Annotated in this window: 24 protein-coding genes and 1 pseudogene; 15 read left to right on the top strand and 10 right to left on the bottom strand. The window is 60.3% G+C overall.

The window, feature by feature from the left end:
* Nucleotides 1-100: 100 nt before the first annotated feature.
* Genes FFI16_RS15985 through FFI16_RS15975 form a run of 3 tightly spaced genes read left to right on the top strand, consistent with a single transcriptional unit; the run spans nt 101 to nt 2,624 of the window.
* On the top strand, nt 101-769 hold the full coding sequence (locus FFI16_RS15985; RefSeq protein ID WP_138815482.1) for an RraA family protein: 669 nt from the start codon (nt 101-103) through the stop codon (nt 767-769).
* Nucleotides 766-1,425: an RraA family protein gene (locus FFI16_RS15980; RefSeq protein WP_138815483.1), complete on the top strand. Its 660-nt coding sequence runs from the start codon at nt 766-768 to the stop codon at nt 1,423-1,425. Before FFI16_RS15985 ends, FFI16_RS15980 begins: the two co-directional genes overlap by 4 nt.
* Nucleotides 1,422-2,624 carry a pyridoxal phosphate-dependent aminotransferase gene (locus FFI16_RS15975; RefSeq protein WP_138815484.1) on the top strand — a complete coding sequence of 401 codons (1,203 nt, stop codon included), beginning with the start codon at nt 1,422-1,424 and terminating at the stop codon, nt 2,622-2,624. The genes FFI16_RS15980 and FFI16_RS15975 overlap by 4 nt, the downstream gene beginning before the upstream one ends.
* Here FFI16_RS15975 and yegQ read toward each other — a convergent pair.
* Entirely contained in the window at nt 2,621-3,934 is a 1,314-nt protein-coding gene (gene yegQ / locus FFI16_RS15970) for a tRNA 5-hydroxyuridine modification protein YegQ (RefSeq protein ID WP_138815485.1), read from the bottom strand. The two genes, FFI16_RS15975 and yegQ, sit on opposite strands and share 4 nt — an antisense overlap.
* A gap of 263 nt (nt 3,935-4,197) precedes the next feature.
* On the opposite strand from yegQ, the pseudogene FFI16_RS15965 reads away from it, so the two are divergent.
* Nucleotides 4,198-4,647 (top strand): annotated as a pseudogene (locus FFI16_RS15965) (thioredoxin family protein); the annotation flags it as partial.
* A gap of 93 nt (nt 4,648-4,740) precedes the next feature.
* The gene (locus FFI16_RS15960; protein ID WP_138815487.1) at nt 4,741-5,808 is read left to right on the top strand and encodes an AI-2E family transporter; all 1,068 of its coding nucleotides are present in this window, start codon (nt 4,741-4,743) and stop codon (nt 5,806-5,808) included.
* 3 nt (nt 5,809-5,811) lie between these two features.
* Here the strand turns inward: FFI16_RS15960 and FFI16_RS15955 are convergent, their stop codons facing one another.
* The 3 genes from FFI16_RS15955 to FFI16_RS15945 all read right to left on the bottom strand — a co-directional run bounded on the left by FFI16_RS15955 (nt 5,812) and on the right by FFI16_RS15945 (nt 6,890).
* Complete coding sequence (locus FFI16_RS15955) at nt 5,812-5,994, bottom strand: hypothetical protein (protein WP_017135285.1); 183 nt, start codon at nt 5,992-5,994, stop codon at nt 5,812-5,814.
* A gap of 91 nt (nt 5,995-6,085) precedes the next feature.
* Nucleotides 6,086-6,280, bottom strand: coding sequence for a hypothetical protein (locus tag FFI16_RS15950; protein ID WP_010211349.1), 195 nt, complete (start codon nt 6,278-6,280; stop codon nt 6,086-6,088).
* A gap of 256 nt (nt 6,281-6,536) precedes the next feature.
* Entirely contained in the window at nt 6,537-6,890 is a 354-nt protein-coding gene (locus FFI16_RS15945; RefSeq protein WP_078741781.1) for a hypothetical protein, read from the bottom strand.
* Nucleotides 6,891-7,046: 156 nt separating this feature from the next.
* Here FFI16_RS15945 and FFI16_RS15940 point away from each other — a divergent pair, with 156 nt between their 5' ends.
* On the top strand, nt 7,047-7,865 hold the full coding sequence (locus FFI16_RS15940; RefSeq protein WP_138815488.1) for a shikimate 5-dehydrogenase: 819 nt from the start codon (nt 7,047-7,049) through the stop codon (nt 7,863-7,865).
* Nucleotides 7,866-7,986: 121 nt separating this feature from the next.
* On the opposite strand, the gene FFI16_RS15930 is transcribed toward FFI16_RS15940, so the two are convergent.
* Nucleotides 7,987-8,637: a YceH family protein gene (locus FFI16_RS15930; protein WP_138815489.1), complete on the bottom strand. Its 651-nt coding sequence runs from the start codon at nt 8,635-8,637 to the stop codon at nt 7,987-7,989.
* A 117-nt stretch (nt 8,638-8,754) separates the two neighbouring features.
* Here FFI16_RS15930 and FFI16_RS15925 point away from each other — a divergent pair, with 117 nt between their 5' ends.
* Nucleotides 8,755-9,264: a DUF1993 family protein gene (locus FFI16_RS15925; RefSeq protein WP_083359185.1), complete on the top strand. Its 510-nt coding sequence runs from the start codon at nt 8,755-8,757 to the stop codon at nt 9,262-9,264.
* Between the two features lie 66 nt (nt 9,265-9,330).
* On the opposite strand, the gene sstT is transcribed toward FFI16_RS15925, so the two are convergent.
* Complete coding sequence (gene sstT, locus FFI16_RS15920) at nt 9,331-10,551, bottom strand: serine/threonine transporter SstT (RefSeq protein ID WP_138815490.1); 1,221 nt, start codon at nt 10,549-10,551, stop codon at nt 9,331-9,333.
* A 241-nt stretch (nt 10,552-10,792) separates the two neighbouring features.
* Between sstT and FFI16_RS15915 the strand changes: the two genes are divergently transcribed.
* Nucleotides 10,793-11,947, top strand: a complete 1,155-nt coding sequence (locus tag FFI16_RS15915; protein ID WP_138815491.1) for an MFS transporter — start codon at nt 10,793-10,795, stop codon at nt 11,945-11,947.
* Between the two features lie 126 nt (nt 11,948-12,073).
* On the opposite strand, the gene nhaR is transcribed toward FFI16_RS15915, so the two are convergent.
* Entirely contained in the window at nt 12,074-12,976 is a 903-nt protein-coding gene (gene nhaR / locus FFI16_RS15910; RefSeq protein ID WP_138815492.1) for a transcriptional activator NhaR, read from the bottom strand.
* 134 nt (nt 12,977-13,110) lie between these two features.
* Here nhaR and FFI16_RS15905 point away from each other — a divergent pair, with 134 nt between their 5' ends.
* The 4 genes from FFI16_RS15905 to mnmH all read left to right on the top strand — a co-directional run bounded on the left by FFI16_RS15905 (nt 13,111) and on the right by mnmH (nt 16,372).
* Nucleotides 13,111-13,362, top strand: a complete 252-nt coding sequence (locus tag FFI16_RS15905; RefSeq protein WP_138815493.1) for a hypothetical protein — start codon at nt 13,111-13,113, stop codon at nt 13,360-13,362.
* A 28-nt stretch (nt 13,363-13,390) separates the two neighbouring features.
* Nucleotides 13,391-14,140 carry a TerC family protein gene (locus FFI16_RS15900; protein ID WP_138815494.1) on the top strand — a complete coding sequence of 250 codons (750 nt, stop codon included), beginning with the start codon at nt 13,391-13,393 and terminating at the stop codon, nt 14,138-14,140.
* Nucleotides 14,141-14,234: 94 nt separating this feature from the next.
* A complete protein-coding gene (gene selD / locus FFI16_RS15895) occupies nt 14,235-15,269 on the top strand; it encodes a selenide, water dikinase SelD (protein ID WP_138815495.1) in 1,035 nt (344 codons plus the stop codon).
* Nucleotides 15,269-16,372, top strand: coding sequence for a tRNA 2-selenouridine(34) synthase MnmH (mnmH, locus tag FFI16_RS15890; protein ID WP_138815496.1), 1,104 nt, complete (start codon nt 15,269-15,271; stop codon nt 16,370-16,372). The genes selD and mnmH overlap by 1 nt, the downstream gene beginning before the upstream one ends.
* Before the next feature lie 118 nt (nt 16,373-16,490).
* Here the strand turns inward: mnmH and FFI16_RS15885 are convergent, their stop codons facing one another.
* Together FFI16_RS15885 and FFI16_RS15880 are read right to left on the bottom strand one after the other, a co-directional pair.
* Nucleotides 16,491-17,546, bottom strand: a complete 1,056-nt coding sequence (locus FFI16_RS15885) for a permease (RefSeq protein ID WP_138815497.1) — start codon at nt 17,544-17,546, stop codon at nt 16,491-16,493.
* Between the two features lie 58 nt (nt 17,547-17,604).
* Nucleotides 17,605-18,306 (bottom strand): histidine phosphatase family protein, encoded by a 702-nt coding sequence (locus FFI16_RS15880; RefSeq protein WP_138815498.1) that lies wholly within the window; start codon nt 18,304-18,306, stop codon nt 17,605-17,607.
* Nucleotides 18,307-18,557: 251 nt separating this feature from the next.
* On the opposite strand from FFI16_RS15880, the gene FFI16_RS15875 reads away from it, so the two are divergent.
* The 3 genes from FFI16_RS15875 to hemB all read left to right on the top strand — a co-directional run bounded on the left by FFI16_RS15875 (nt 18,558) and on the right by hemB (nt 21,192).
* Nucleotides 18,558-19,256 carry a glutathione S-transferase N-terminal domain-containing protein gene (locus FFI16_RS15875; RefSeq protein ID WP_138815499.1) on the top strand — a complete coding sequence of 233 codons (699 nt, stop codon included), beginning with the start codon at nt 18,558-18,560 and terminating at the stop codon, nt 19,254-19,256.
* Nucleotides 19,257-19,259: 3 nt separating this feature from the next.
* Nucleotides 19,260-20,102 (top strand): PhzF family phenazine biosynthesis protein, encoded by an 843-nt coding sequence (locus FFI16_RS15870; protein WP_138815500.1) that lies wholly within the window; start codon nt 19,260-19,262, stop codon nt 20,100-20,102.
* 115 nt (nt 20,103-20,217) lie between these two features.
* Nucleotides 20,218-21,192: a porphobilinogen synthase gene (gene hemB, locus FFI16_RS15865; RefSeq protein ID WP_069786976.1), complete on the top strand. Its 975-nt coding sequence runs from the start codon at nt 20,218-20,220 to the stop codon at nt 21,190-21,192.
* Between the two features lie 75 nt (nt 21,193-21,267).
* On the opposite strand, the gene FFI16_RS15860 is transcribed toward hemB, so the two are convergent.
* Nucleotides 21,268-21,681 carry a hypothetical protein gene (locus FFI16_RS15860; protein WP_138815501.1) on the bottom strand — a complete coding sequence of 138 codons (414 nt, stop codon included), beginning with the start codon at nt 21,679-21,681 and terminating at the stop codon, nt 21,268-21,270.

Genomic DNA, 21,681 nt, shown 5'->3' with positions numbered 1-21,681 from the left:
ACCATAGCTTCAGCGTATGTTTGCCTAACGCTAATACGAATATACCTATCACCGCCTCTGCGTGAGACTTGAGCCCCAACTACAACAGGGGCTCACCTCCATGCCACTGCTCGACCCGCTTCAGCGCCTGGCTGAACTCGACACCAACACGGTTTCCGACGCGCTGGACTTCCTGCAACTGCCCGGCGCCGTCGTCGGCATTCGCCCGTTGTGGGACTGCCCCAAAGTCGTCGGCCGGGCCAGCACCATTCAACTGGCGCCCAAGACTGACGCCGCGCCTGGTGTACACCTGATTTCCCCGGTAATCGACGCCATCACCACCGACGACCGCGTGCTGGTGATTGCCGGCGGCATCGACGGCATATCGTGCTGGGGCGACATCATCGCCAATGCCGCCGTGGCCAAGAATATCCGTGGCTCGGTGATCGACGGCTTCAGCCGTGACATCGACGGCAGTGCGACCATCGGTTACCCGGTGTATGGCCGTGGCGTGACCATGATCAGCGCGCGCAACCGAGTGGTGCAGGTCGCCTCCGGCGTCACCATTGATGTGGCGGGCGTGAACGTGTCGCAAGACGACTTCGTTATTGCCGACCGTTGCGGCAGCGTATTCATCCCGGCAGCGGTGATCGAACAGGTGCTGGACCTCGGCGAGCGCATCGCCGCCCGTGAAGCCGGCATGGTCGATGCGGTGCGCAGTGGTCGCTCGGTCGCCGATGTGATGCACGACAGCCAATTTGAAGCCATCCGCGTGGAGCCTGCCCAATGAATGACCAACAACTAGTCGCCCTGTTCGAAGGGCTCGACACTCCCGGCGTCTCGGATGCCATGGACAAACTGGGCATTGCCGGCCAGTGCCTGGGCATCGCGCCGCTGGATAACTACCGTGGCACCGTGGTCGGCCCGGCGTTTACCGTGCAATACATGCCGGCCAGCATGCCGCCGGGTTCAGTCGGTGATTTTATCGAAGACGTGCTGCCGGGCGATGTGGTGGTACTTGCCAACGCCGGTCGCACCGATTGCACCGTGTGGGGCGACATCATGACCCAGTACGCAGGCAGTCGCGGGATTGCCGCGACGGTCATCGACGGCGTGTGCCGCGACGTCAGCAAGGCGCTGGGCGATGGTTACTCGCTGTTCAGCAAGGGCCGTTACATGCGCACCGGCAAGGACCGCGTGCAGGTGGCGTCGGTGAACCAGCCGGTGGCCATCAGCGGTGCCCGCGTGTGCGCGCGGGACATCGTGGTGGCCGACGCCAATGGTGTGCTGGTGGTGCCGCGCGCCCGTGCCGAAGAAGTGGCGCGTACCGCACGCCAGATTGAAGCCGTGGAATCGCAGATCCGTGCGCAGATCGAGGCCGGCAAGACCTTGAAACAAGCCCGTGAAGCCCTGGGTTATCACACCCTGCAAAGGAAGCACTCGTGAATACGCTGAACAAGCGCCTGGCCCAGGCCAAGCCATCGGCCACTTACCGCATCATCGACCGCGTGGCCGCACGCCGCGCCGAAGGGGCGAAGATTATTTCGCTGTGCGCCGGCGAGCCGGATTTCGACACCCCGGAACATATCCGCCAGGCCGGTATCGACGCGATCCGCAACGGCCACACGCGCTACACCCAAGTCGCGGGTATACGGGCCTTGCGTGAGGCCGTGGCGGATAAGTTCGGCCGCGAAAACGGCCTGGACGTGACCTGGCAGGACACGCTGGTGAGCAACGGCGGGAAACATGTGATCTACAACGCGCTGGCCGCCACCCTGAACGAAGGCGACGAGGTGATCGTTCCTGCACCTTACTGGGTCAGTTATCCGGAGATGGTGGAGCTCTGTGGCGGCACCGCCAGGATTGTCGCGTGCAGCGCCGAGGAGGGTTTCAAACTGACGCCCACGGCGCTGGAGGCGGCAATCACGGCCAACACGCGCTGGCTGATCCTCAATTCACCCTCCAACCCGACCGGCGCGGTGTATAGCCGGCACGAGTTGCAGGCGCTGGCGAATGTGTTGCTGGAGCATCCGCACGTGCTGGTGCTGGCGGACGATATCTACGAACACCTGCTGTTCGACGGGCAAACCTTTCATACCCTGGCGCAAGTCGAGCCGCGCCTGGCGCCACGGGTGCTGACCATGAATGGCGTCTCCAAAGCCTACGCCATGACGGGCTGGCGCATCGGCTTTGCCACCGGCCCGCGCTGGTTGCTCGAGGCGATGGAAAAACTCCAGGGCCAGCAGACCTCGGGGGCCAGTGCGATTTCCCAGCACGCCGCCATCGCCGCCTTGAACGGGCCGCAGGATTTTATCCGGCAGTCGCGCGCCGTGTTCGAGAAACGTCGCAATCTGGTGGTGTCCTTCCTCAACAAAACGCCAGGCCTTGAATGCGCGAACCCGTCCGGCGCGTTTTACGCCTTCGCCAACTGCGCGGGATTGCTGGGGCGCACCACGCCCGCCGGCAAGCTGCTGCAAACCGACGAAGACGTGGCCCACGCCTTGCTCGAGGAAGCCAATGTGGCCGTGGTGCACGGCAGCGCATTTGGCTTGGCGCCGTACCTGCGTATCGCCTACGCCTTGGACGACGACTCGCTGTTGCAGGCGTGCGAGGCGATCCGCCAGTTCTGCGTGGCGACGCGTTAGAGGTCGCGCATCAACAGGCCGAAGCGCAGGTCCATCTGCGCTGGCAGGGGGAGATACACGGTGTGTCCATCTCCCGGTGCCACGTCGATAACTTCGCCTTTGGTGTTGTGCAACGTGGTCAGGTCAAAGTGAAAGTTGCCGGCGGGCGTCATCAGTTCCAGATGATTGCCCACGGCAAAGCGGTTCTTCACTTTAACCTCGGCCAGCTCGCCCCGGCGCTCGCCGGTCAATTCGCCGACAAACTGCTGGCGTTCCGACACCGAGCTGCCGTTCTGGTAGTTCTGGTATTCGTCGTGCACATGGCGACGCAGGAAACCTTCGGTGTAGCCGCGTTGGGCCAGGGACTCCAGGTTCGTCATCAGGGTGCGGTCAAACGCACGGCCAGCCACTGCATCGTCAATGGCCTGGCGATACACCTGGGTGGTGCGCGCGCAATAGAAGTGGGACTTGGTGCGGCCCTCGATCTTCAGTGAATGCACGCCCATCTGCGTCAGGCGCTCCACGTGCTGCACGGCGCGCAGGTCCTTGGCGTTCATGATGTAGGTGCCGTGTTCGTCTTCGAAGGCCGGCATCTGCTCATTCGGGCGGTTGGCTTCCTGCAGCAAAAACACCTGATCGGTCGGCGCGCCGACCCCCAAGGTCGGTTCACAGTGCTGGACGATGTCGCCCGTGGCGTTCTCCACCGCCGGCATGGCCGAGTATTTCCAGCGGCATGCGTTGGTGCAGGTGCCTTGGTTGGCATCGCGCTTGTTCATGTAGCCGGACAACAAGCAGCGCCCGGAATAGGCCATGCACAGGGCGCCATGCACAAACACTTCCAGCTCCATGGCGGGTACCTGTTGGCGGATTTCGCCGATTTCTTCCAGTGACAACTCCCGCGACAGAATCACCCGGCAGATACCTTGCTGCTGCCAGAACTCGACGCTGGCCCAATTCACGGTATTGGCCTGCACCGACAAATGAATCGGCATGCTCGGGAAGTGACGGCGTACCAGCATGATCAAGCCTGGGTCGGACATGATCAACGCGTCCGGGTCCATGGCGATCACCGGGGCCAAATCCTTGAGGAAGGTCTTGAGCTTGGCATTGTGTGGGGCAATGTTGACCACCACGTAGAAACGCTTGCCCAGTGCATGCGCCTCCTGGATGCCGAGCGCGAGGTTGGCGTGGTCGAACTCGTTATTGCGCACGCGCAGGCTGTAGCGCGGCTGGCCGGCGTAGACCGCATCGGCGCCGTAGGCGAAGGCATAACGCATGTTTTTCAAGGTGCCGGCGGGGGCGAGCAGTTCGGGGGCAATCACGGGAGGCATGTGCTCAGGTCGCAAAAGGTCGCGAGGGTAAAGCAGCGGGCGCGCGCCGTTATTGATCCAGGTCGGGCTTTTGCGGATTTTGTATCGCCGTGTATCGGCAGGTGCTGCTCGACACAGGCGGGATACCTCAGAGGGTTCCAATAGGCGCTCTGCGACTCGACAAGGTAATCACCATGCGACCGATCACGTTCCTGTTTGCCAGCCTGCTGCTGGCTTTTGCCCTTTCCGCAAGCTGGGTAGCCAGTGGCGAAAGCAAACACCCTGAGGGCGCCATGCCGTCGCTGGCGGGGGCGGTTGACTGGCTTAATTCGCCGCCCCTGAGCCTTGACGCGCTCAAAGGCAAAGTGGTGCTGGTGGATTTCTGGACCTATGACTGCATCAACTGCCGGCGCGCGCTGCCCTACGTCAATAGCTGGGCCAAACGCTACGAAAAAGACGGTTTGGTGGTGATTGGCGTACACACGCCCGAATACGCCTTTGAGCACATCCCGGCCAACGTCAAAGAGCAGGTGCGCAAGCTCGGCATTGGTTACCCGGTGGCCATCGACAATAACTACGCGATCTGGCGCAGCTTCGATAACCAATATTGGCCGGCCCACTACCTGATCGATGCCAAGGGCCAAGTGCGCTACAGCCATTTCGGCGAGGGGCGTTACGAGGCTCAGGAGCAGGTGATTGAGGCATTATTGAGTGAGGCCAAGGCGATTCAATAACGCGGTCTATGCTTGAAGGGCACTCCCAGGTTTTGCCGCGGACTAAGCAACAGGGCCGCTGAAGGCCCTCTGCTTTTCTGACATGGACCGGACATGAACCAAACCAACCTTCAATTCAAAACCCTGCTGTTATTGCTGGTCCTGGTGACCATCGCATTCATCTGGATATTGCTGCCGTTCTACGGCGCGGTGTTCTGGGCAGTCATCCTTGGCATTATCTTCGCCCCGATGCAGCGGCGCTTGCAGCTGCGTTTTGGCTATAACCGCAACCTGACATCACTGGCGACCCTGACGGTGTGCCTGGTGATTGCGATTCTGCCGGTGATCATCACCAGCGTGCTGCTGGTGCAAGAGGGCGCCACCCTCTACAAAAATATCGAAAGTGGCAAGTTGGACGTGGCGGGGTATATCGAACAGTTCAAGAATTTCCTGCCGCCGTACTTCCAGCACCTGCTCGACCGCTTCGGCATGGGCAACCTGGAGGGCCTGCGGGAAAAGATCGTCAAGAGCGCGATGCAGGGCAGCCAGTTCTTTGCCACCCAGGCGTTCAGCTTCGGCCAGGGCACGTTTGATTTCCTGGTGAGCTTTTTCATCATGCTGTACCTGTTGTTTTTCCTGCTGCGCGACGGCCCGGAACTGGTGCGCAAGGTACGCACGGCGGTACCGTTGGCCGAGCCGCAAAAGCGCCGGTTGCAACTCAAGTTCAATCGAGTGGTGCGCGCCACCGTCAAAGGCAATGTGCTGGTTGCCGTGACCCAAGGTGCGCTGGGCGGTTTGATTTTCTGGTTCCTGGACATTCCCAGTGCGTTGCTCTGGGCGGTGTTGATGGCGTTTCTGTCGTTGTTGCCGGCGGTCGGCGCGGGGATTGTGTGGGGGCCGGTGGCCGCCTACTTCCTGTTGAGCGGTTCGATCTGGCAGGGCGTGGTGCTGGGCTTGTTCGGCGTGTTCGTGATCGGGCTGGTGGACAATGTGTTGCGCCCGATCCTGGTGGGCAAGGACACCAAGATGCCGGATTACCTGATCCTGATCTCGACCTTGGGCGGCCTGTCGGTATTTGGCTTGAATGGCTTTGTGATTGGGCCACTGGTGGCAGCGCTGTTTATGTCCAGCTGGGCGCTTTTTGTTGAAAGCAAACCCCGGGTCAAGCTGCCATTGCCATAGATTTCAGGCGTGGAGCCTGAAGTTCGACACTTGCTGTTGCTGTTGTTGCGCAGCGGACAATGAGGTGAGCGGGCCGCTGATGGTTTCGCCATCGCGTACCACATACCAGCAGGCCAACAACCCAAGCTCCCGGAGTGGGGCGGGGACGGCACTGCCGACAACGGACATGATTTGAACTGTGGGCATAAGGACCTCCAATTGCTATGGGGGTCACCTTACGGGCTGGTGGCGCGTAGGAAAAATCACCCATCTCGATAGTCAACATTAACGCCAGGCGTCAATCCACCACTTGATCGAGCATATTCACCACTTCCTGTTCACTGAGCAGGCCTTTGCGCACCAGGTTTTCTGCCAGCAACGCGAGAAATTTTGCGCTGCGGTGGCCCTCAAGGTGCTTGAGTTCGGTGAGTGCGCTGTAGACCTTGCTGGACGTGCACAGGCCAGCGGTGCGGTGCGGGTTTTGTGTGGGCATGTCAGTCGTCCTTAATTGTTATTGGGTGGACCGCTCGATAGTGAGACTGTTGGGTGACGTAAACATGACAGCGCAGGCCCGGGTCAGGCAAGTGGACATTTGATCGTCATGATGTGGGATTGCGGCTCGGGCATTGTCCTCATAACGACCTTGGCATGATAAAACCGGGCTTTTTGACAAAAAAGTCAGGCAAAAATCAGGCAAAAAAAGGCCCCGCGTGTGAGCGAGGCCTGTTCATTTCCAACGTGACTGCCTGTTACCAGCCGCGGCCATAATAACCGTGGGGAGGGCCGTAGTAGCCGCGCGGTGGGCCGTAATAGACTGGCGCCGGGCGGTAGTAAACCTGCTGTTGCACATACACCGGTGGCGGCGGTGCATAGTAGACCGGCGGAGGCGCGGCATACACCGGTTGCGGCTGGACATACACCGGTTGCTGCACGTAGACCGGTTGCGATTGGCTGGCAACTACGGAGCCGACAACGGCTGCGCCGATCAAACCACCCAATATGGCCGGGCCACCCCAACCACCACCGTGGGCGGAGGCTTGGCCTGCCATAGCGAGTGCGCCGATAAGCAAGGCGATTTTGGGGATTTTACGAATCATGGTCATTCCTCGGTTAGCCCCTGCGCTTGTGGTCTGCAATCAATAGACTCAAGGATTGTCGCGGGGATACTTTTAAGACAACGTATTTCTAAAAAACGGCACAGCCGCTAGGTAAAGGTTGTGTAAGGTCTGTACCGATTTGCTTACTCAAAGGAGTTTTCCATGCAGATGCACCCCAACAAGGACACCCAACTGTGCATGTCATTGTCGGCGCGTCCCGGGAATTTTGGCTTGCGATTTCACAACCACTTGTACGAACAGCTGGGGCTGAATTTCTACTATAAAGCCTTCAGCAGCCAGGATTTGCCCGGCGCGATCGGCGGTATCCGAGCGCTGGGCATCCGTGGTTGCGGGGTGTCCATGCCGTTCAAGGAAGCCAGCATCGCCCTGGTGGATGAGCTGGACGCTTCGGTCAAGGCCATCACCTCGCTCAACACCATTGTTAACACCGACGGCCATCTCAAGGCTTACAACACCGACTACATTGCCGTGGAGCAACTGCTGAAAAAACATGCGGTGCCCAAAGACTCGACCTTTGCCCTGCGTGGCAGCGGCGGTATGGGCAAGGCGGTGGCCAGTGCCTTGCGCGATGGCGGTTATGCCAACGGCGTGATTGTGGCGCGTAATGAAGCGGCGGGCCGGGCGTTGGCGCAGAGCCTGGGGTATGAGTGGCAAGCAGAGCTGGGCCAGTTGCGCCCGCAGATGCTGGTCAACGTGACGCCAATCGGCATGACCGGCGGCGCAGAAGCGGACCAGTTGGCCTTTGAGGCCGACGCTGTGGACGCTGCTGACACTGTATTCGATGTGGTGGCCATCCCCGCCGAAACGCCGCTGATCGTGCGTGGGCGTGCCCAAGGCAAGCGAGTGATTACCGGGTTGGAAGTAATCGCAATCCAGGCGTTGGAGCAGTTTGTGCTGTACACCGGTGTGCGGCCGACCGATGAACAGTTCCAGGCGGCAGTGGCCTTTGCCCGAAATTAAAGTGTTGCACTGATCCAAATGTGGGAGCGGGCTTGCTCGCGAAGGCGCAGTGTCAGTCACTGGAAGTATTGACTGATCCACCGCATTCGCGAGCAAGCCCGCTCCCACATTTTTAATCGAGTTAAGCCTGTTCCAGTTGGGCCAAACGCTCTTCCAGCGCTGCAATCCGGGCTTCAAGTTCTTCGATTCGCTCCACCGAAACCCCGCCGGCCGAACGCTCCACCGGGCTCCCGCGTGCCGCGATAATCGCCTCAATATCCGCCGGATCCCCCAATGCATGGGTATAACGGTCTTCCCGTTGCCCCGCCTGGCGCGGCACCAATACTGCCAGCCCGCGCGCAATCAGGCGTTCAAGCTGGTGTACGACCTGTTCGGCATCTTCAAAATCATGCATGCGCCCACTGCGGGTCAGCAGTTCGCTGACGGTCTGCGGCCCCCGCAGAAACAGCAGCCCGATCAGGATCACCTGGGCCGGCACCAACTCCAGCGCCTTGTCCACCCGATGCTCCCAGCGGTCGGCGCGGCTGCCCATCACCAGGCGGGTAAAGCCTTGGCCCTCGAGCACGCGTAGGCTCTGGCCGACCTGGCCCTGGCTCAAGTTGGTCACCGGTTCCCGGCTGGTCTTCTGGTTGCAGGCCAGCACCAGCGCATTGAGCGTGAGCGGATAAGTTTCCGGGTTGGTCGCCTGTTTTTCGATCAGGCAGCCCAGGATGCGGATTTCCGTGCTGTTCAGGCGCGGCTCAGGGGTGTCGGTGTCGTGCTCGGCGGTCATCGCGCTTTCCCTATGCAGTGAAGCTCACTAGCCTAATCCTGAAAAAATAAAAGACAAGCCGCAGGCATGGCTATAATCGCCGCTGGTTCCAAACCCTGCCATCACCGTGAGACTGTCATGACTATTTCCCTGTACGCCGCCTCCATCCCGGTCTTCAAGCAAATGCTCAACGCCCTGAGCGATGTACTGAACAAAGCCGAAGCCCACGCCACCGCCAAGAACATCGAACCCAACGCCTTGCTGCAAGCGCGTCTGTTCCCGGACATGTTCCAGCTGGTGCGCCAGGTGCAGATCGCCGTCGACTTCGCCAAAGGCGTTTCTGCGCGCCTGGCCGAAATCGAAGTACCCAAGTACGAAGACAGCGAAGTGACCTTCGCCGACCTGCAAGCGCTGATCGCCAAGGTGCTGGCATTTGTCGACACCATCAAGCCTGAGCAAGTCGACGGCAAGGAAGGCATTGAAATCATCACCCGCCCAGGCACCCCGAAAGAGAAGCGCTTCAGCGGCCAGTCCTACCTGCTCACCTACGGCCTGCCGCAGTTCTTCTTCCACGTCACCACCGCTTACGCTTTGCTGCGTCACAACGGTGTGGAAGTGGGCAAGCGCGACTACATGGGCGCTTTCTAAGCATCCAGGTACAAAAAAGCCCGGGGCGTTCTTGTCGAACGCTCCGGGCTTTTTTACGCCTGATGTTTAAGCTGCTTGCTCGTCCTTGCCCAGGCAGGCGGCGGCCGTGAACAGCACATCGGTGGATGAATTGAGCGCGGTTTCTGCCGAGTCCTGCAGCACACCGATGATGAAGCCCACGGCCACCACCTGCATGGCTATCTCGCTGGGAATGCCGAACAGGCTGCACGCCAGGGGAATCAGCAGCAACGAGCCACCGGCCACACCCGACGCACCGCAGGCACATACCGCCGCGACCACGCTGAGCAGCACGGCGGTGGGCATGTCCACGGCAATACCGAGCGTGTGCACGGCGGCCAGGGTCAACACGGTAATGGTAATCGCCGCGCCGGCCATATTGATGGTGGCGCCCAGCGGGATCGACACCGAATAAGTGTCTTCATGCAAGCCCAGGCGTTTGCTCAGCGCCAGGTTCACCGGGATATTCGCCGCCGAACTGCGGGTGAAGAACGCGGTGATGCCGCTTTCGCGCAAGCACATCAGCACCAGCGGATAAGGGTTGCGGCGCAGCTTCCAGAACACGATCGCCGGGTTGATCACCAGCGCGACGAACAGCATGCAGCCGATCAGCACCACCAGCAGGTGCGCATAGCCGAGCAGGGCGCCGAAACCGGAGGTGGCCAGGGTCGAGGCCACCAGGCCAAAGATGCCCAGCGGCGCAAAGCGAATCACCACGCGCACGATCAGCGTGACGCCATTGGACAGGTCATCGAGCACCGTGCGAGTAGTAACACCTGCATGGCGAATCGCGATGCCCATGCCGATGGCCCAGGCCAGGATGCCGATGAAGTTGGCATTCATCAGCGCACTCACCGGGTTATCCACCACGCTCAGCAGCAGGCTTTGCAGCACCTCGCCGATGCCGCCGGGGGCGCTGACGGCGACGTCATGGGTGGCCAGCACCAAAGACGACGGGAACAGCATGCTGGCAACCACCGCGACGACGGCAGCGGCAAAGGTGCCGAGCAGGTACAGGAACAGGATCGGCTTGATATGGGTTTCCTGGCCATGTTTATGGTTGGCGATAGACGCCATGACCAATACGAACACCAGAATCGGCGCCACGGCTTTCAGCGCGGTGACAAATACCTTGCCGATAAACCCGGTGGCGCGCGCCGCCTCGGGCAAGAACAGGGCGAGCAGGATACCGGCCACCAGGCCGATGACAATTTGGGTGACCAGGCTGACGCGCATCAGTCGTTGCAGCAGGGAAGGGGCAGCAGTCATAAACAGTTGTCTCTAGTTTTTTTAGTAGGACGCAGCATTGCAGGCAGATAGCGCCGTAGGAAGCAGGCCGGAAGTCTAACATGCTGTAGGAAGCGTCCCATTCGGTGCGGCATTCCGTCACCCGCATCTGTAGGGTTTGGCCAGGCCAAGACATATTCTGTTAAGATCGCCACCTCTCATCTTTCCTCTCTGTCAGCGAGCCCTTCGGGCTGTCGTTGATGTCGTCGTTTCTGGAGTTTTCATGTTGTTCCCTATCCTGCTGCTGTCGGCTGCCGGTTTTACCGTGCTGACCACAGAATTCATCATTGTCGGGCTGCTACCGTCGATCGCCCGGGACCTGAATGTCAGCGTGTCCCAGGCCGGGCTGCTGGTGACGTTGTTTGCGTTTACCGTGGCGGCGTTCGGGCCATTCCTGACCGCGTACTTCGCGCGGTTCCAGCGCAAGCGCCTGTTTATCTGCATCCTGATCATGTTTGCGCTGGCCAATACGGTGGCGGCATTGGCGCCGAACATCTGGGTCATGGCCTTGGCGCGTTTGATCCCGGCGTTGGGTTTGCCGGTGTTTTGGGCCTTGGCGAGTGAAACGGCGGTGGATATCGTCGGGCCGGAATTTGCCGGCCGGGCCATTGAAAAGATCGGTTTCGGAATTGTCTGCGCCACGGTGTTCGGCATTCCCGTGGGCACCTTGATTTCCGATATGTTCGGCTGGCGCACCGCCTTTGCGATTCTCGCCGTGGTGGCGCTGGCCAAGGCCTTGCTGCTGTTTATCTATTTGCCGGTGACCAAGCCGAAGAACGATCAGGTGAGCCTGCGCTCGCAGTTCAAGATCCTGCGCAGCCCGCTGATGCAGGGTCATATCCTGCTGTCGATTCTGGTGTTCAGCGGCATGTTTACCGCTTACACCTACCTGGCGGACATCCTTGAGCGCCTGGCCGGCTTCGACGGCACGCTGGTGGGCTGGTGCCTGATGGGCTTTGGCGCGGTGGGCCTGATCGGCAACGCCCTTGGCGGGCGTGCGGTGGACCGTCATCCGTTGATCGCGTCGATGGTGTTTTGTGGGTTCATGATCGCCGGCATGGTCGCAGTGGTCCCGGCGATTCACTCCGCCATTGGCCTGGCAGCGGCGATGGCGGTGTGGGGCGTGACCCAGGCGGCGATGTTTCTGGTCAGCCATGTGCGCTTGATGAAAGCCGCGCCCCACGCCCCGGCGTTTGCGGCGTCGTTGAACATCGCCGGGGCCAACCTGGGGATTGGCCTGGGGGCCATGGTGGGTGGGCATGTGATCGACACCCTGGGTCTTGCCAACCTGGGCTTTGCGGCGTCCGGGTTTATCCTGGCGTCGATTTTGCTGGCGCTGTGGTTGATGACCGCGAAACCGATGCCTGCCTGCGCTTGAGTCAGCCTGGCTTGGATGGGATCAGGCTTATGTGGGAGCCGGGCTTGCCCGCGATGCAGGCACCTCGGTGTATCAGTGAGACCAAGCTGATGCTATCGCAGGCAAGCCAGCTCCCACACCTTGCCGTCAGGGCAGGGCGGTAAACAGCTCGCGCCGCGCGCCTTCGGTAATCGCGACGATACCGGGGTGTTTGATCTTGCGCTCCACCGAGATCGCGTAGAACGACTCGGTGACCGCATCGGTCTGGCCGATCAGCGCCACGCCATATTGGCGCACCACCTCATCGGCGATCACGCTGGGAGCGATAAAAATCCCGCTGCCGGATTGGCCGAATGCCTGCATCAACGCGCTGTCATCGAACTCGCCGATGATCTTTGGCTGGATCTGCTGCTCGGCAAACCAGCGTTGCAAGCGGCTGCGTACCACCGTCTCTGCGCCCGGAATCAACAACGGCGCACCTTGCAGGCAGTGTGGGAAATCGCCGCCATACTGGTCAGCCAACGCCTGGGTGGCGAAAAAACTGATGCCGCATTCCCCCAGTTTCTGGCTGTAGCCTTTGATGTCCAGGTGCGTGGGCATCGGGCTGTCGGAGATCACCAGGTCCAGGCGCTGGATCGCCAGGTCGGCCAATAACCGTTCGAGTTTGTCTTCGCGGCAGGTGATGCGGATCGGCTCGCTCAGCTCCATGGTCGGCGCGATCAGCCGGTAAACGATGGATTTGGGCACCACATCCGCGACCCCGACCCGAAACAGGATCTGCTGTTCGTCGGGCGCTGCGCGCAACATGGCTTCCAACTCGTTACCGGTCTGGAACATCTGCTCGGCGTAGGGCAAGGCCCGGCGCCCGGCTTCAGTGAGTTCCAATTGGCGACCGACGCGCTGAAACAGCGCGATACCAAAGGTTTGCTCCAGCAGGCTGATCTGGCCGCTGATGGTCTGCGGCGTGAGGTTCAGTTGCTCACAGGCGCGCACAATACTGCCGGTCTTGGCCACCACCCAGAAGTAATGCAATTGTCGATAATTGAGCATGGCGGTCTACACTTCGTAAAAATCGAAGTATACGTGAGAAAAATACGAATTTTACTGAAGTGTTCAGCTGCATAGAATGCCTCGCTATCGAGGGGCCACTACTTGGACCCAATGGTTCTAACGAGGAATACATGATGAAACTCAATTCCCTGGGCGCGGCGTCCGTACTTGCGCTTTCATTGGTGATGGTCAGCGGCTGTGATCAAGTCGAAAAGAGCGCGCAGCAGGTGCTGGGCAAAGCCACCGAATCGGCCAAACAAGCCATCGATGATACCCACAAGGCCGCCGAGCAGGCATTGAGTGAAGCGACCCAAGGTTTGATCCAGCCTGAAAAAGACGCTGATCAGGCCGAAAAAGAATCTGAAACCAACGGTAAAGAAGCTTAATTCCCCAGCACAACGTCAGGACTGACCTATGGACTACCTTTTACAACTGGCTGCCAGCCCGACCGCCTGGGTCGCACTGGCCACCTTGATCGTCATGGAAATCGTGCTGGGCATCGACAACCTGATCTTCATCTCGATCCTCACCAACAAATTGCCCGAAAAACACCGGGCCAAAGCGCGGCGTATCGGCATCAGCATGGCATTGATCCTGCGTCTGGGCCTGTTGAGCACCATCGCGTTTATCGTGCAGTTGACGGCGCCGGTGTTTGAAGTTTTCGGCCAGGCGTTCTCGTGGAAAGACATGATCCTGATCGCCGGTGGCCTGTTCCTGGTGTGGAAGGCCACCACCGAGATCCACCACAGCATGGACCCGGAGCCCGAGGAGAAGGCCTCCGTCAGCAACACCGTGGCCATCGGCTTTGCCGCCGCCATTGGGCAGATCCTGTTGCTCGACCTGGTGTTCTCCATCGACAGCATCATTACCGCCGTGGGCATGACCGAGCACTTGCCGATCATGATCATCGCCGTAGTGGTCTCGGTGATCGTGATGCTGGTGGCGGCTGAGCCGTTGGCCAAGTTCATCAACGACAACCCGACCGTGGTGATGCTGGCCCTGGGCTTCTTGATCATGATCGGCATGACGCTGATCGCCGAAGGCTTCGGCGCCCATGTGCCGAAAGGCTACGTGTATGCGGCCATGGCGTTCTCGGCGGCGATCGAATGCCTGAACATCGCCCGGCGTAACCGTCACAAACGCTTGCTCGCTGCCCGCCAGTAAGCGCTGAAGCAAAAAGGCCGGCTGTGCTCACAAGAGCCCAGCCGGCTTTTTGCTGTCTGTTAGAATCGGCCCACTTGTTACCTTGAGGTCCACCATGAACGAGCCGATTCGCCTCACCCAGTACAGCCACGGCGCGGGTTGCGGCTGCAAGATTTCACCCCAGGTGCTGGAAGTGATCCTCGCCGGCAGCGGCGCACAGAACCTCGACCCCAACCTGTGGGTGGGCAACGCCTCGCGTGACGACGCGGCGGTGTACGCCATCGACGACGAGCGCGGCGTGGTCTCCACCACCGACTTTTTCATGCCGATTGTCGATGATCCCTTCGACTTCGGCCGTATTGCCGCCACCAACGCCATCAGCGATATCTACGCCATGGGCGGCGACCCGCTGATGGCCATTGCGATTCTGGGCTGGCCAGTGAATGTGCTGGCGCCGGAAGTCGCCCGCGAAGTGATCCGTGGCGGCCGCTCGGTGTGCGACGCCGCCGGCATCCCGCTGGCCGGCGGGCACTCCATCGACGCGCCGGAGCCGATCTTCGGCCTGGCCGTGACCGGCATCGTGCAAAAGCGCCATATGAAGCGCAACGACACCGCCACCGCCGGTTGCAAGTTGTACCTGACCAAGCCGCTGGGCATCGGCATCCTTACCACCGCCGAGAAGAAGGGCAAATTGCGCGAAGCGGATATCGGCCTGGCCCGTGACTGGATGTGTACGCTCAACAAGCCTGGCAGCCGTTTTGGCAAGTTGGCCGGCGTAACGGCCATGACCGATGTCACCGGTTTCGGCCTGTTGGGCCATCTGGTGGAAATGGCTGACGGCAGTGGTCTCACGGCCCGCATCGAATACGCCAGCGTCCCACTCCTGCCTGGGATCGAGGACTACCTGGACCAAGGCTGCATGCCCGGTGGCACCCTGCGCAATTTCGACAGCTATTCAAGCAAGCTGGGGCGTCTGCAGGAACTGCACAAGCGCGTGCTGTGCGACCCACAGACCAGTGGCGGCCTGCTGATTGCCGTCACCCCAGAGGGCGACGCCGAGTTTCACGCCGTGGCTGTTGAACTGGGCCTGAACCTTGAGCCGATCGGCGCACTGGTTGAGCGACAGACCCACGCGGTAGAGGTGTTTTGATGGCAACTGACATCACCAACTACCGCGACATCTTCCTCAACGATCGGCCGATGATGGATACCCGCGCGCCGATCGAGTTCACCAAGGGCGCGTTCCCCGGCGTGGTCAACCTGCCGCTGATGACCGACGACGAACGCCAGCGGGTTGGCACCTGCTACAAACAGCAAGGCCAGCAAGCGGCCATCGTGCTGGGGCATGAACTGGTGTCCGGGGCAATCAAGGCCGAACGCATCGAGCATTGGGCGCAGTTCGCCCAGGCCAACCCCGACGGCTACCTGTACTGCTTTCGCGGCGGGTTGCGGTCGCAGATCGTGCAGCAATGGTTGAAGACCGAGGCGGGTATCGAGTATCCGCGCGTCGGCGGTGGCTATAAGGCCATGCGCACCTTTCTGCTGGAAACCCTGGAGCAGGCGACGGCCGAGTGTGATTTCGTCTTGCTCGGCGGCATGACTGGCACCGGCAAAACCGAGGTGTTGGGCCAGTTGCGCAATGCCTTGGACCTCGAAGGGCACGCCAACCATCGCGGCTCCAGTTTCGGCAAGCGCGCCACGGCGCAACCGTCCAACATCGACTTTGAGAACCGCCTGGCGGTGGACCTGCTGAAGAAACGCGCGGGTGGTATCGAACAGTTTGTGGTCGAAGACGAAAGCCGCATGATCGGCAGCTGTGCGCTGCCGTTGCCGTTGCACAAGGGCATGCAGTCGTTTCCGATGGTATGGCTGGAAGATAGTGTTGAAGGCCGCGTCGAACGGATTTTGCGTGATTACGTGGTTGATCTTTGTGCCGAATTTATCCTGATGTTTGGCGAAAGCGGGCAGGCCCTGTTTGCCGAGCGCCTGACTCAGAGCCTGGCCAATATCCACAAGCGCCTGGGGGGCGAACGCTTTCAGCGGTTGCAGACGATTTTGCAGGATGCCCTGGCAGAGCAGGCGCGCAGCGGGGCGGTGGACTTGCACCGGGTGTGGATCGAAGGCTTGTTGCGCGAGTATTACGACCCGATGTATGCGTTCCAGCGGGAAAGCAAAGGCGCGCGGATCGAGTTTGCCGGGGAGCAGGGCGCTGTGGTGGAGTACTTGCGTGAGCGGGTTGCCAGGCGCAACTAATGCAGTGGGTTTGAGGGCCTCATCGCAGGCAAGCCAGCTCCCACATTTGACTGCATTCACAAGTCAACATGTGGGAGCGGGCTTGCTCGCGAAGAGGCCCTAAGCCTCACAGCAAATCCTAAAGAATCACCGCCCCGATCAACCCACACACCACCCCCACCAACATAGTCAGCCCAGCCACCGTCACCAGCACCCGCGCGTCGAAATCCTTGCGCAGCATCAACAGCGACGGCAGGCTCACGCTGGGCAAGGTCATCAGCAACGCCACGGCCGGGCCGGTGCCCATGCCCAATGTCATCATGGTTTGTACGATAGGAATCTCGGCTGCCGTAGGAATCACGAACAGCGTGCCGACGATGGCCAGCGGTATCAGCCACACCAGGCTATTGGCCATGGCCCCGTCGACATGGGGAAACAGCCACACCCGCGCGGCGCCCAGAATCAGTACGGCGACGATATAGATCGGGATCGTGCTCCAGAACAGCTGCCACAGGGTTCGCAGCCACCGGCTCAGAAATGGCTGCGACTCGGCCTGACTCACATCAGCCACGGCGTCCAATGCTGCTTCCGGCACGTGGTCGGGACGGGCAATGCGTTGTGCGACCAACGACACGCCCACCACCAGCACAATCCCCGCCACCAGCCGCAGCGCAGTAAAGCCCCAACCCAGCACAAAGCCCATGAACACCAAGGTTGCCGGGTTCAGCACCGGGTTGGCGATCCAGAAGGCCAGCGCCGCACCCACCGACACCTGCTGACGGCGCATGCCCGCTGCCACCGGGGCCGCGCAGCAACTGCACATCATCCCCGGCAAGGCGAACAGCCCGCCACGCAGGGTCGAACCCAGCCCGGCGCGGCCGAACAGGCGTAGCAACCAGTCACGGGGGATCAACACTTGCAGCAGCGAACCCAGAATCACCGCCAGCACGGCGGCTTTCCAGATCGCCAGGAAATACACCTGGGCATAGGCCAGTGCCGCGGCCAGGGGTGAGCTTTGCTGATCGTTGAGGATTGAGGCGCCGATGCTGTGGTTATCCGCAGCGACAAAGGCCTTGAGGTAGTAGGGCGACCACTTCACGTAATAGAGGCCGATGCAGGCCACCAACACGAACAGCGCTGGTTTCCACCAGAACGACCAGCCCCGGTTGGGCTGGGTGGAGATGAGGTTGGGCATGGTGCAGGTCCGCAGATGATTCAATAGCGGGGCATCATACGCCTGTGTTGCGCAGGCTTCAGATATCCGCGCTCACTTGGGTTGCATCCGGGCATGTCTGCTGGCCGTTATCCAGGCCTTGCTTGTAGTTGCGGCTCAGCAACGAGGCCTTGCCGTTGTGCCAGGTCAAGGTCAGCACATACAGGGTGTCATAGTCGCCACCGGACCAATCGTCGGTAATGGTGTGTTTTTCACCCGAGGCTTCACTGGCCACCCGGTTGATCAGCTCCGGCAGGTAGCCGTGGGACCAGGCGGTGTAGATGATGGAGTTGTGGTACTTGTCTTCCACCAGCTCATCGGCAAGGTCGTGGGTATCATTGGCGGAGTACTTGATGTTCACCGGCAGGCCAAGCTTGATGGCGCTGGGACTGATGGTCATCAGGGGCCGAATGTAGCTGTAGGAGTTGTCGTGCTCGCCTTCCTCGACATTGCGCGTCGGGTTGGGCGCAAACACGTAGTTGGCCTTGCCGAATTTTTCCGGCAGCACAGTGGCCAGGTTCATCGCGCGGTTCAAACCCTGGCAATTGAGCTGGCCGAGGCCGCCGACGGGTTTTTCGCCGTGGCGCAGGAACACCAGGGTTTGCACGCCATCTACCGGCGCGGCGCGGCTGGTGCGCGACTCCAGGGTCAGGCCGATGGCGCCACCTACCAGCAACAGCGGCAACATGATGTAGGCATAACGTCTAAGGCGTTGCGCAAGGCACAGAGGCTTGATTGTCATTAGAGGTTCGAGTCTTCAGTGCGGCGATTAAGGCGGGCAAGCCTGGCCCCAGCGACGCATCCGGCGTGCTGCGGTTTAACCTGTGAGTGTTACGGCGTATCTCCTTTCACCGTCATGGCGCAGTTAAGAGTGTGAATCGGCTCTTTGGTTCGCCTGCGCGCACGATAGCGCGGCTATGTTGCGCAATGATGACCCATGCAGGACGGCGTGCAGGTGGCTATTATGGGGACTTTGAGCCTGGGGACTTCCCGATGAACGCACTTGCCGCTTTCCCGATCAACAGCAAATGGCCGGCCCAGCACCCGGAGCGCCTGCAGCTGTATTCGCTGCCCACGCCCAATGGGGTCAAAGTGTCGATCATGCTGGAGGAGCTGGGCCTGCCTTACGAGGCGCACAAGGTCAGTTTCGAAACCCAGGACCAGTTGTCGCCGGAGTTCATGTCCCTGAACCCCAACAACAAAATCCCGGCGATCATCGATCCCAATGGCCCGAGCGGCCAGCCGCTGGCGTTGTTCGAGTCTGGCGCGATCCTGATCTACCTGGCGGAAAAAACCAGCCAGTTGCTCTCCGAAGACCCAGCGACCCGTTACGAAACCCTGCAGTGGCTGATGTTTCAGATGGCCGGTATCGGCCCGATGTTTGGCCAGGTCGGGTTCTTCAACAAATTCGCCGGCAAAGAATACGAAGACAAACGCCCGCGTGACCGCTACGCCGCTGAGTCTCGGCGCTTGCTCGGCGTGCTGGAAAAGCACCTGCTGGGCCGCACCTGGATCATGGGCGACGAATACAGCATCGCCGACATTGCCACCTTTCCGTGGATCCGCAACTTGATTGGTTTCTACGAGTCCGGCGACTTGGTTGGTATCGCTGATTTCCCTAATGTGCTGCGCGCGCTGGACGGTTTTGTCGCCCGCCCGGCGGTGATTCGTGGCCTGAGTATTCCGAGCTAAGACATGCCGACTTTCGATTTCAAGCAACTGGATGTGTTCAGCCGGGTTTCGCTCAAGGGCAACCCCTTGGCGGTCGTGCTCGGCGCCGATAGCCTCACCGACCAGCAAATGGCTGACTTCGCCAACTGGACCAACCTTAGCGAGACCACGTTTTTGCTGACGCCGCGTGACCCTCGGGCGGACTATCGGGTAAGAATTTTCACCACGCTTAAAGAGCTGCCGTTCGCCGGGCACCCAACCCTGGGCAGTTGCCATGCATGGCTGCTGGCAGGCGGTATGCCCAAAGGTGAGGAGATCATCCAGGAGTGCGAAATCGGCCTGGTGCGGGTCCGTCGCCAAGGCGATGAACTGGCGTTTATTGCACCACCGTTGTTGCGCACCGGTGCGGTGGAAGCGCCCCTGCTGGAGCGCGTGCGCCTGGGTTTGGGCCTGGCACCTGAGGCCGTTGTGCGCAGCCAGTGGGTGGATAATGGCGCAGGTTGGCTGGCGGTGATGCTGGGCGAGCGCGATCAGGTGCTGGCCTTGCAGCCTGACTTTTCGCAATTGCACGGCTTGGCGATTGGCGTCATCGCGGCCTGTGATCCGGCGCGTGACGACGTGGACAGCCACTTTGAAGTGCGCGCTTTTATCGCCGGTGACGGCGCCCAGGAAGACCCGGCCACCGGCAGTTTGAATGCCGGTGTGGCCCAATGGTTGCTGGCCGAAGGCCTCGCGCCCGAGCGTTATGTGGTCAGCCAGGGCACCGCGATCGGGCGTGCCGGACGGATTCGCATAGAGCGCCAAGGTGATGAAATCTGGGTAGGCGGCGCAGTGGCGGCGTGTATCGAAGGGCGAGTCCAGCTCTAGATCAATATATTGTTACGGCCCACGCAATACACTATTGGCCCCTGGGCGTTTGTGCTGCGGGGGCCAAGGGGCATAAGCTTTTGCCCCAATTATTTTGCCGCTATTCAGGAAAGCCATGACCAGCCAGTTCCCCCAAGCCCGTCCTCGCCGCCTGCGCCGCTCCCCGGAGCTGCGTGGCCTGTTCCAGGAAACCGAATTCACCCTCAACGACCTGGTACTGCCGATTTTCGTCGAAGAAGAAATTGATGATTTCGTGCCGATCACCAGCATGCCGGGCGTGGTGCGTATTCCTGAGAAAAAACTGGCCGGTGAAATCGAGCGTTATGCCCGTGCCGGGATCAAGTCGGTGATGACCTTCGGCGTGTCCCACCACCTGGACGCCAACGGCAGCGACACCTGGAAGGAACGCGGGCTGGTCTCGCGCATGTCCTCGATTATCAAGGACGCCGTACCGGACATGATCGTGATGTCCGACACCTGCTTCTGCGAATACACCGACCACGGCCACTGCGGCGTGATGCACGGCGCCCACGTCGACAACGACGCGACCCTGGTCAACCTCGGCAAACAAGCCGTGGCCGCCGCCCGCGCCGGCGCCGATGTCATCGCACCGTCGGCCGCCATGGACGGCCAGGTCCAGGCCATTCGCCGCGCCCTCGACGACGCCGGTTTCACCCATATCCCGATCATGGCCTATTCCACCAAATTTGCCTCGGCCCTCTACGGCCCGTTCCGCGAAGCCGGCGGCAGCGCCCTCAAAGGCGACCGCAAAAGCTACCAGATGAACCCAATGAACCGCCGCGAAGCCGTGCGCGAATCCCTGCTCGACGAACAGGAAGGCGCCGATGCGCTGATGGTCAAACCGGCTGGCGCCTACCTCGACATCATCCGTGACATCCGCGAAGCCTCACGCTTGCCGGTGGCGGCGTATCAGGTGAGTGGCGAATACGCGATGATTAAGTTCGGCGCCCAGGCAGGCGCAATTGACGAGGCCCGGGTGGTGCGCGAAACGTTGGGATCGATCAAGCGCGCTGGCGCGGATTTGATTTTTACGTATTTTGCGATGGATTTGGCGTTGGCTGGGATCTGATTTTGGGTTGCGGGCCTGTGGCGAGTGAGGTTGCTCGTCACAGGAGCAGTGCGCTTTGGTATTTTGAGATTACGCTCAGTTGAATTTTTCATAGTCTTGTGCACCCAATGATGCCAGCCATTTTTTAAAGAAGTCGATTTGTTCTTTTGGATCGTTCGTTAGGTTTTCTTCCTCGTAATCAAAGATGCGGACGATATCTTCATTGGTAGCTTGCTTGCCTAAATTCATTTCGTAAGCAACGAGCCCTGCACTCATTTGAGATGCCATTCTTGAAGGCATCACATTTATTTTTGCGCCTTTACACAGAAAGGTTATATGAGGGAATTCTGCTCTAATTTTAGCCAGACAAGCATACATGTCCTTTCCTTCATAAATTTTCTGAAAGTTTTCAGCCTCTGAAAATGTCATCGTAAGTTTTCCAGGGTCATATTTTACTGTCACTTCTGCTTTTTGTTCGTTGACGATCACCTGTATTTTTTGCGTTTTCAT

It is taken from the genome of Pseudomonas sp. KBS0710, assembly GCF_005938045.2.
Taxonomy (GTDB): Bacteria; Pseudomonadota; Gammaproteobacteria; order Pseudomonadales; family Pseudomonadaceae; genus Aquipseudomonas.
The sequence above is the reverse complement of the archived record's forward strand: the minus strand, read 5'-3'. Positions and strand labels throughout refer to the sequence as shown.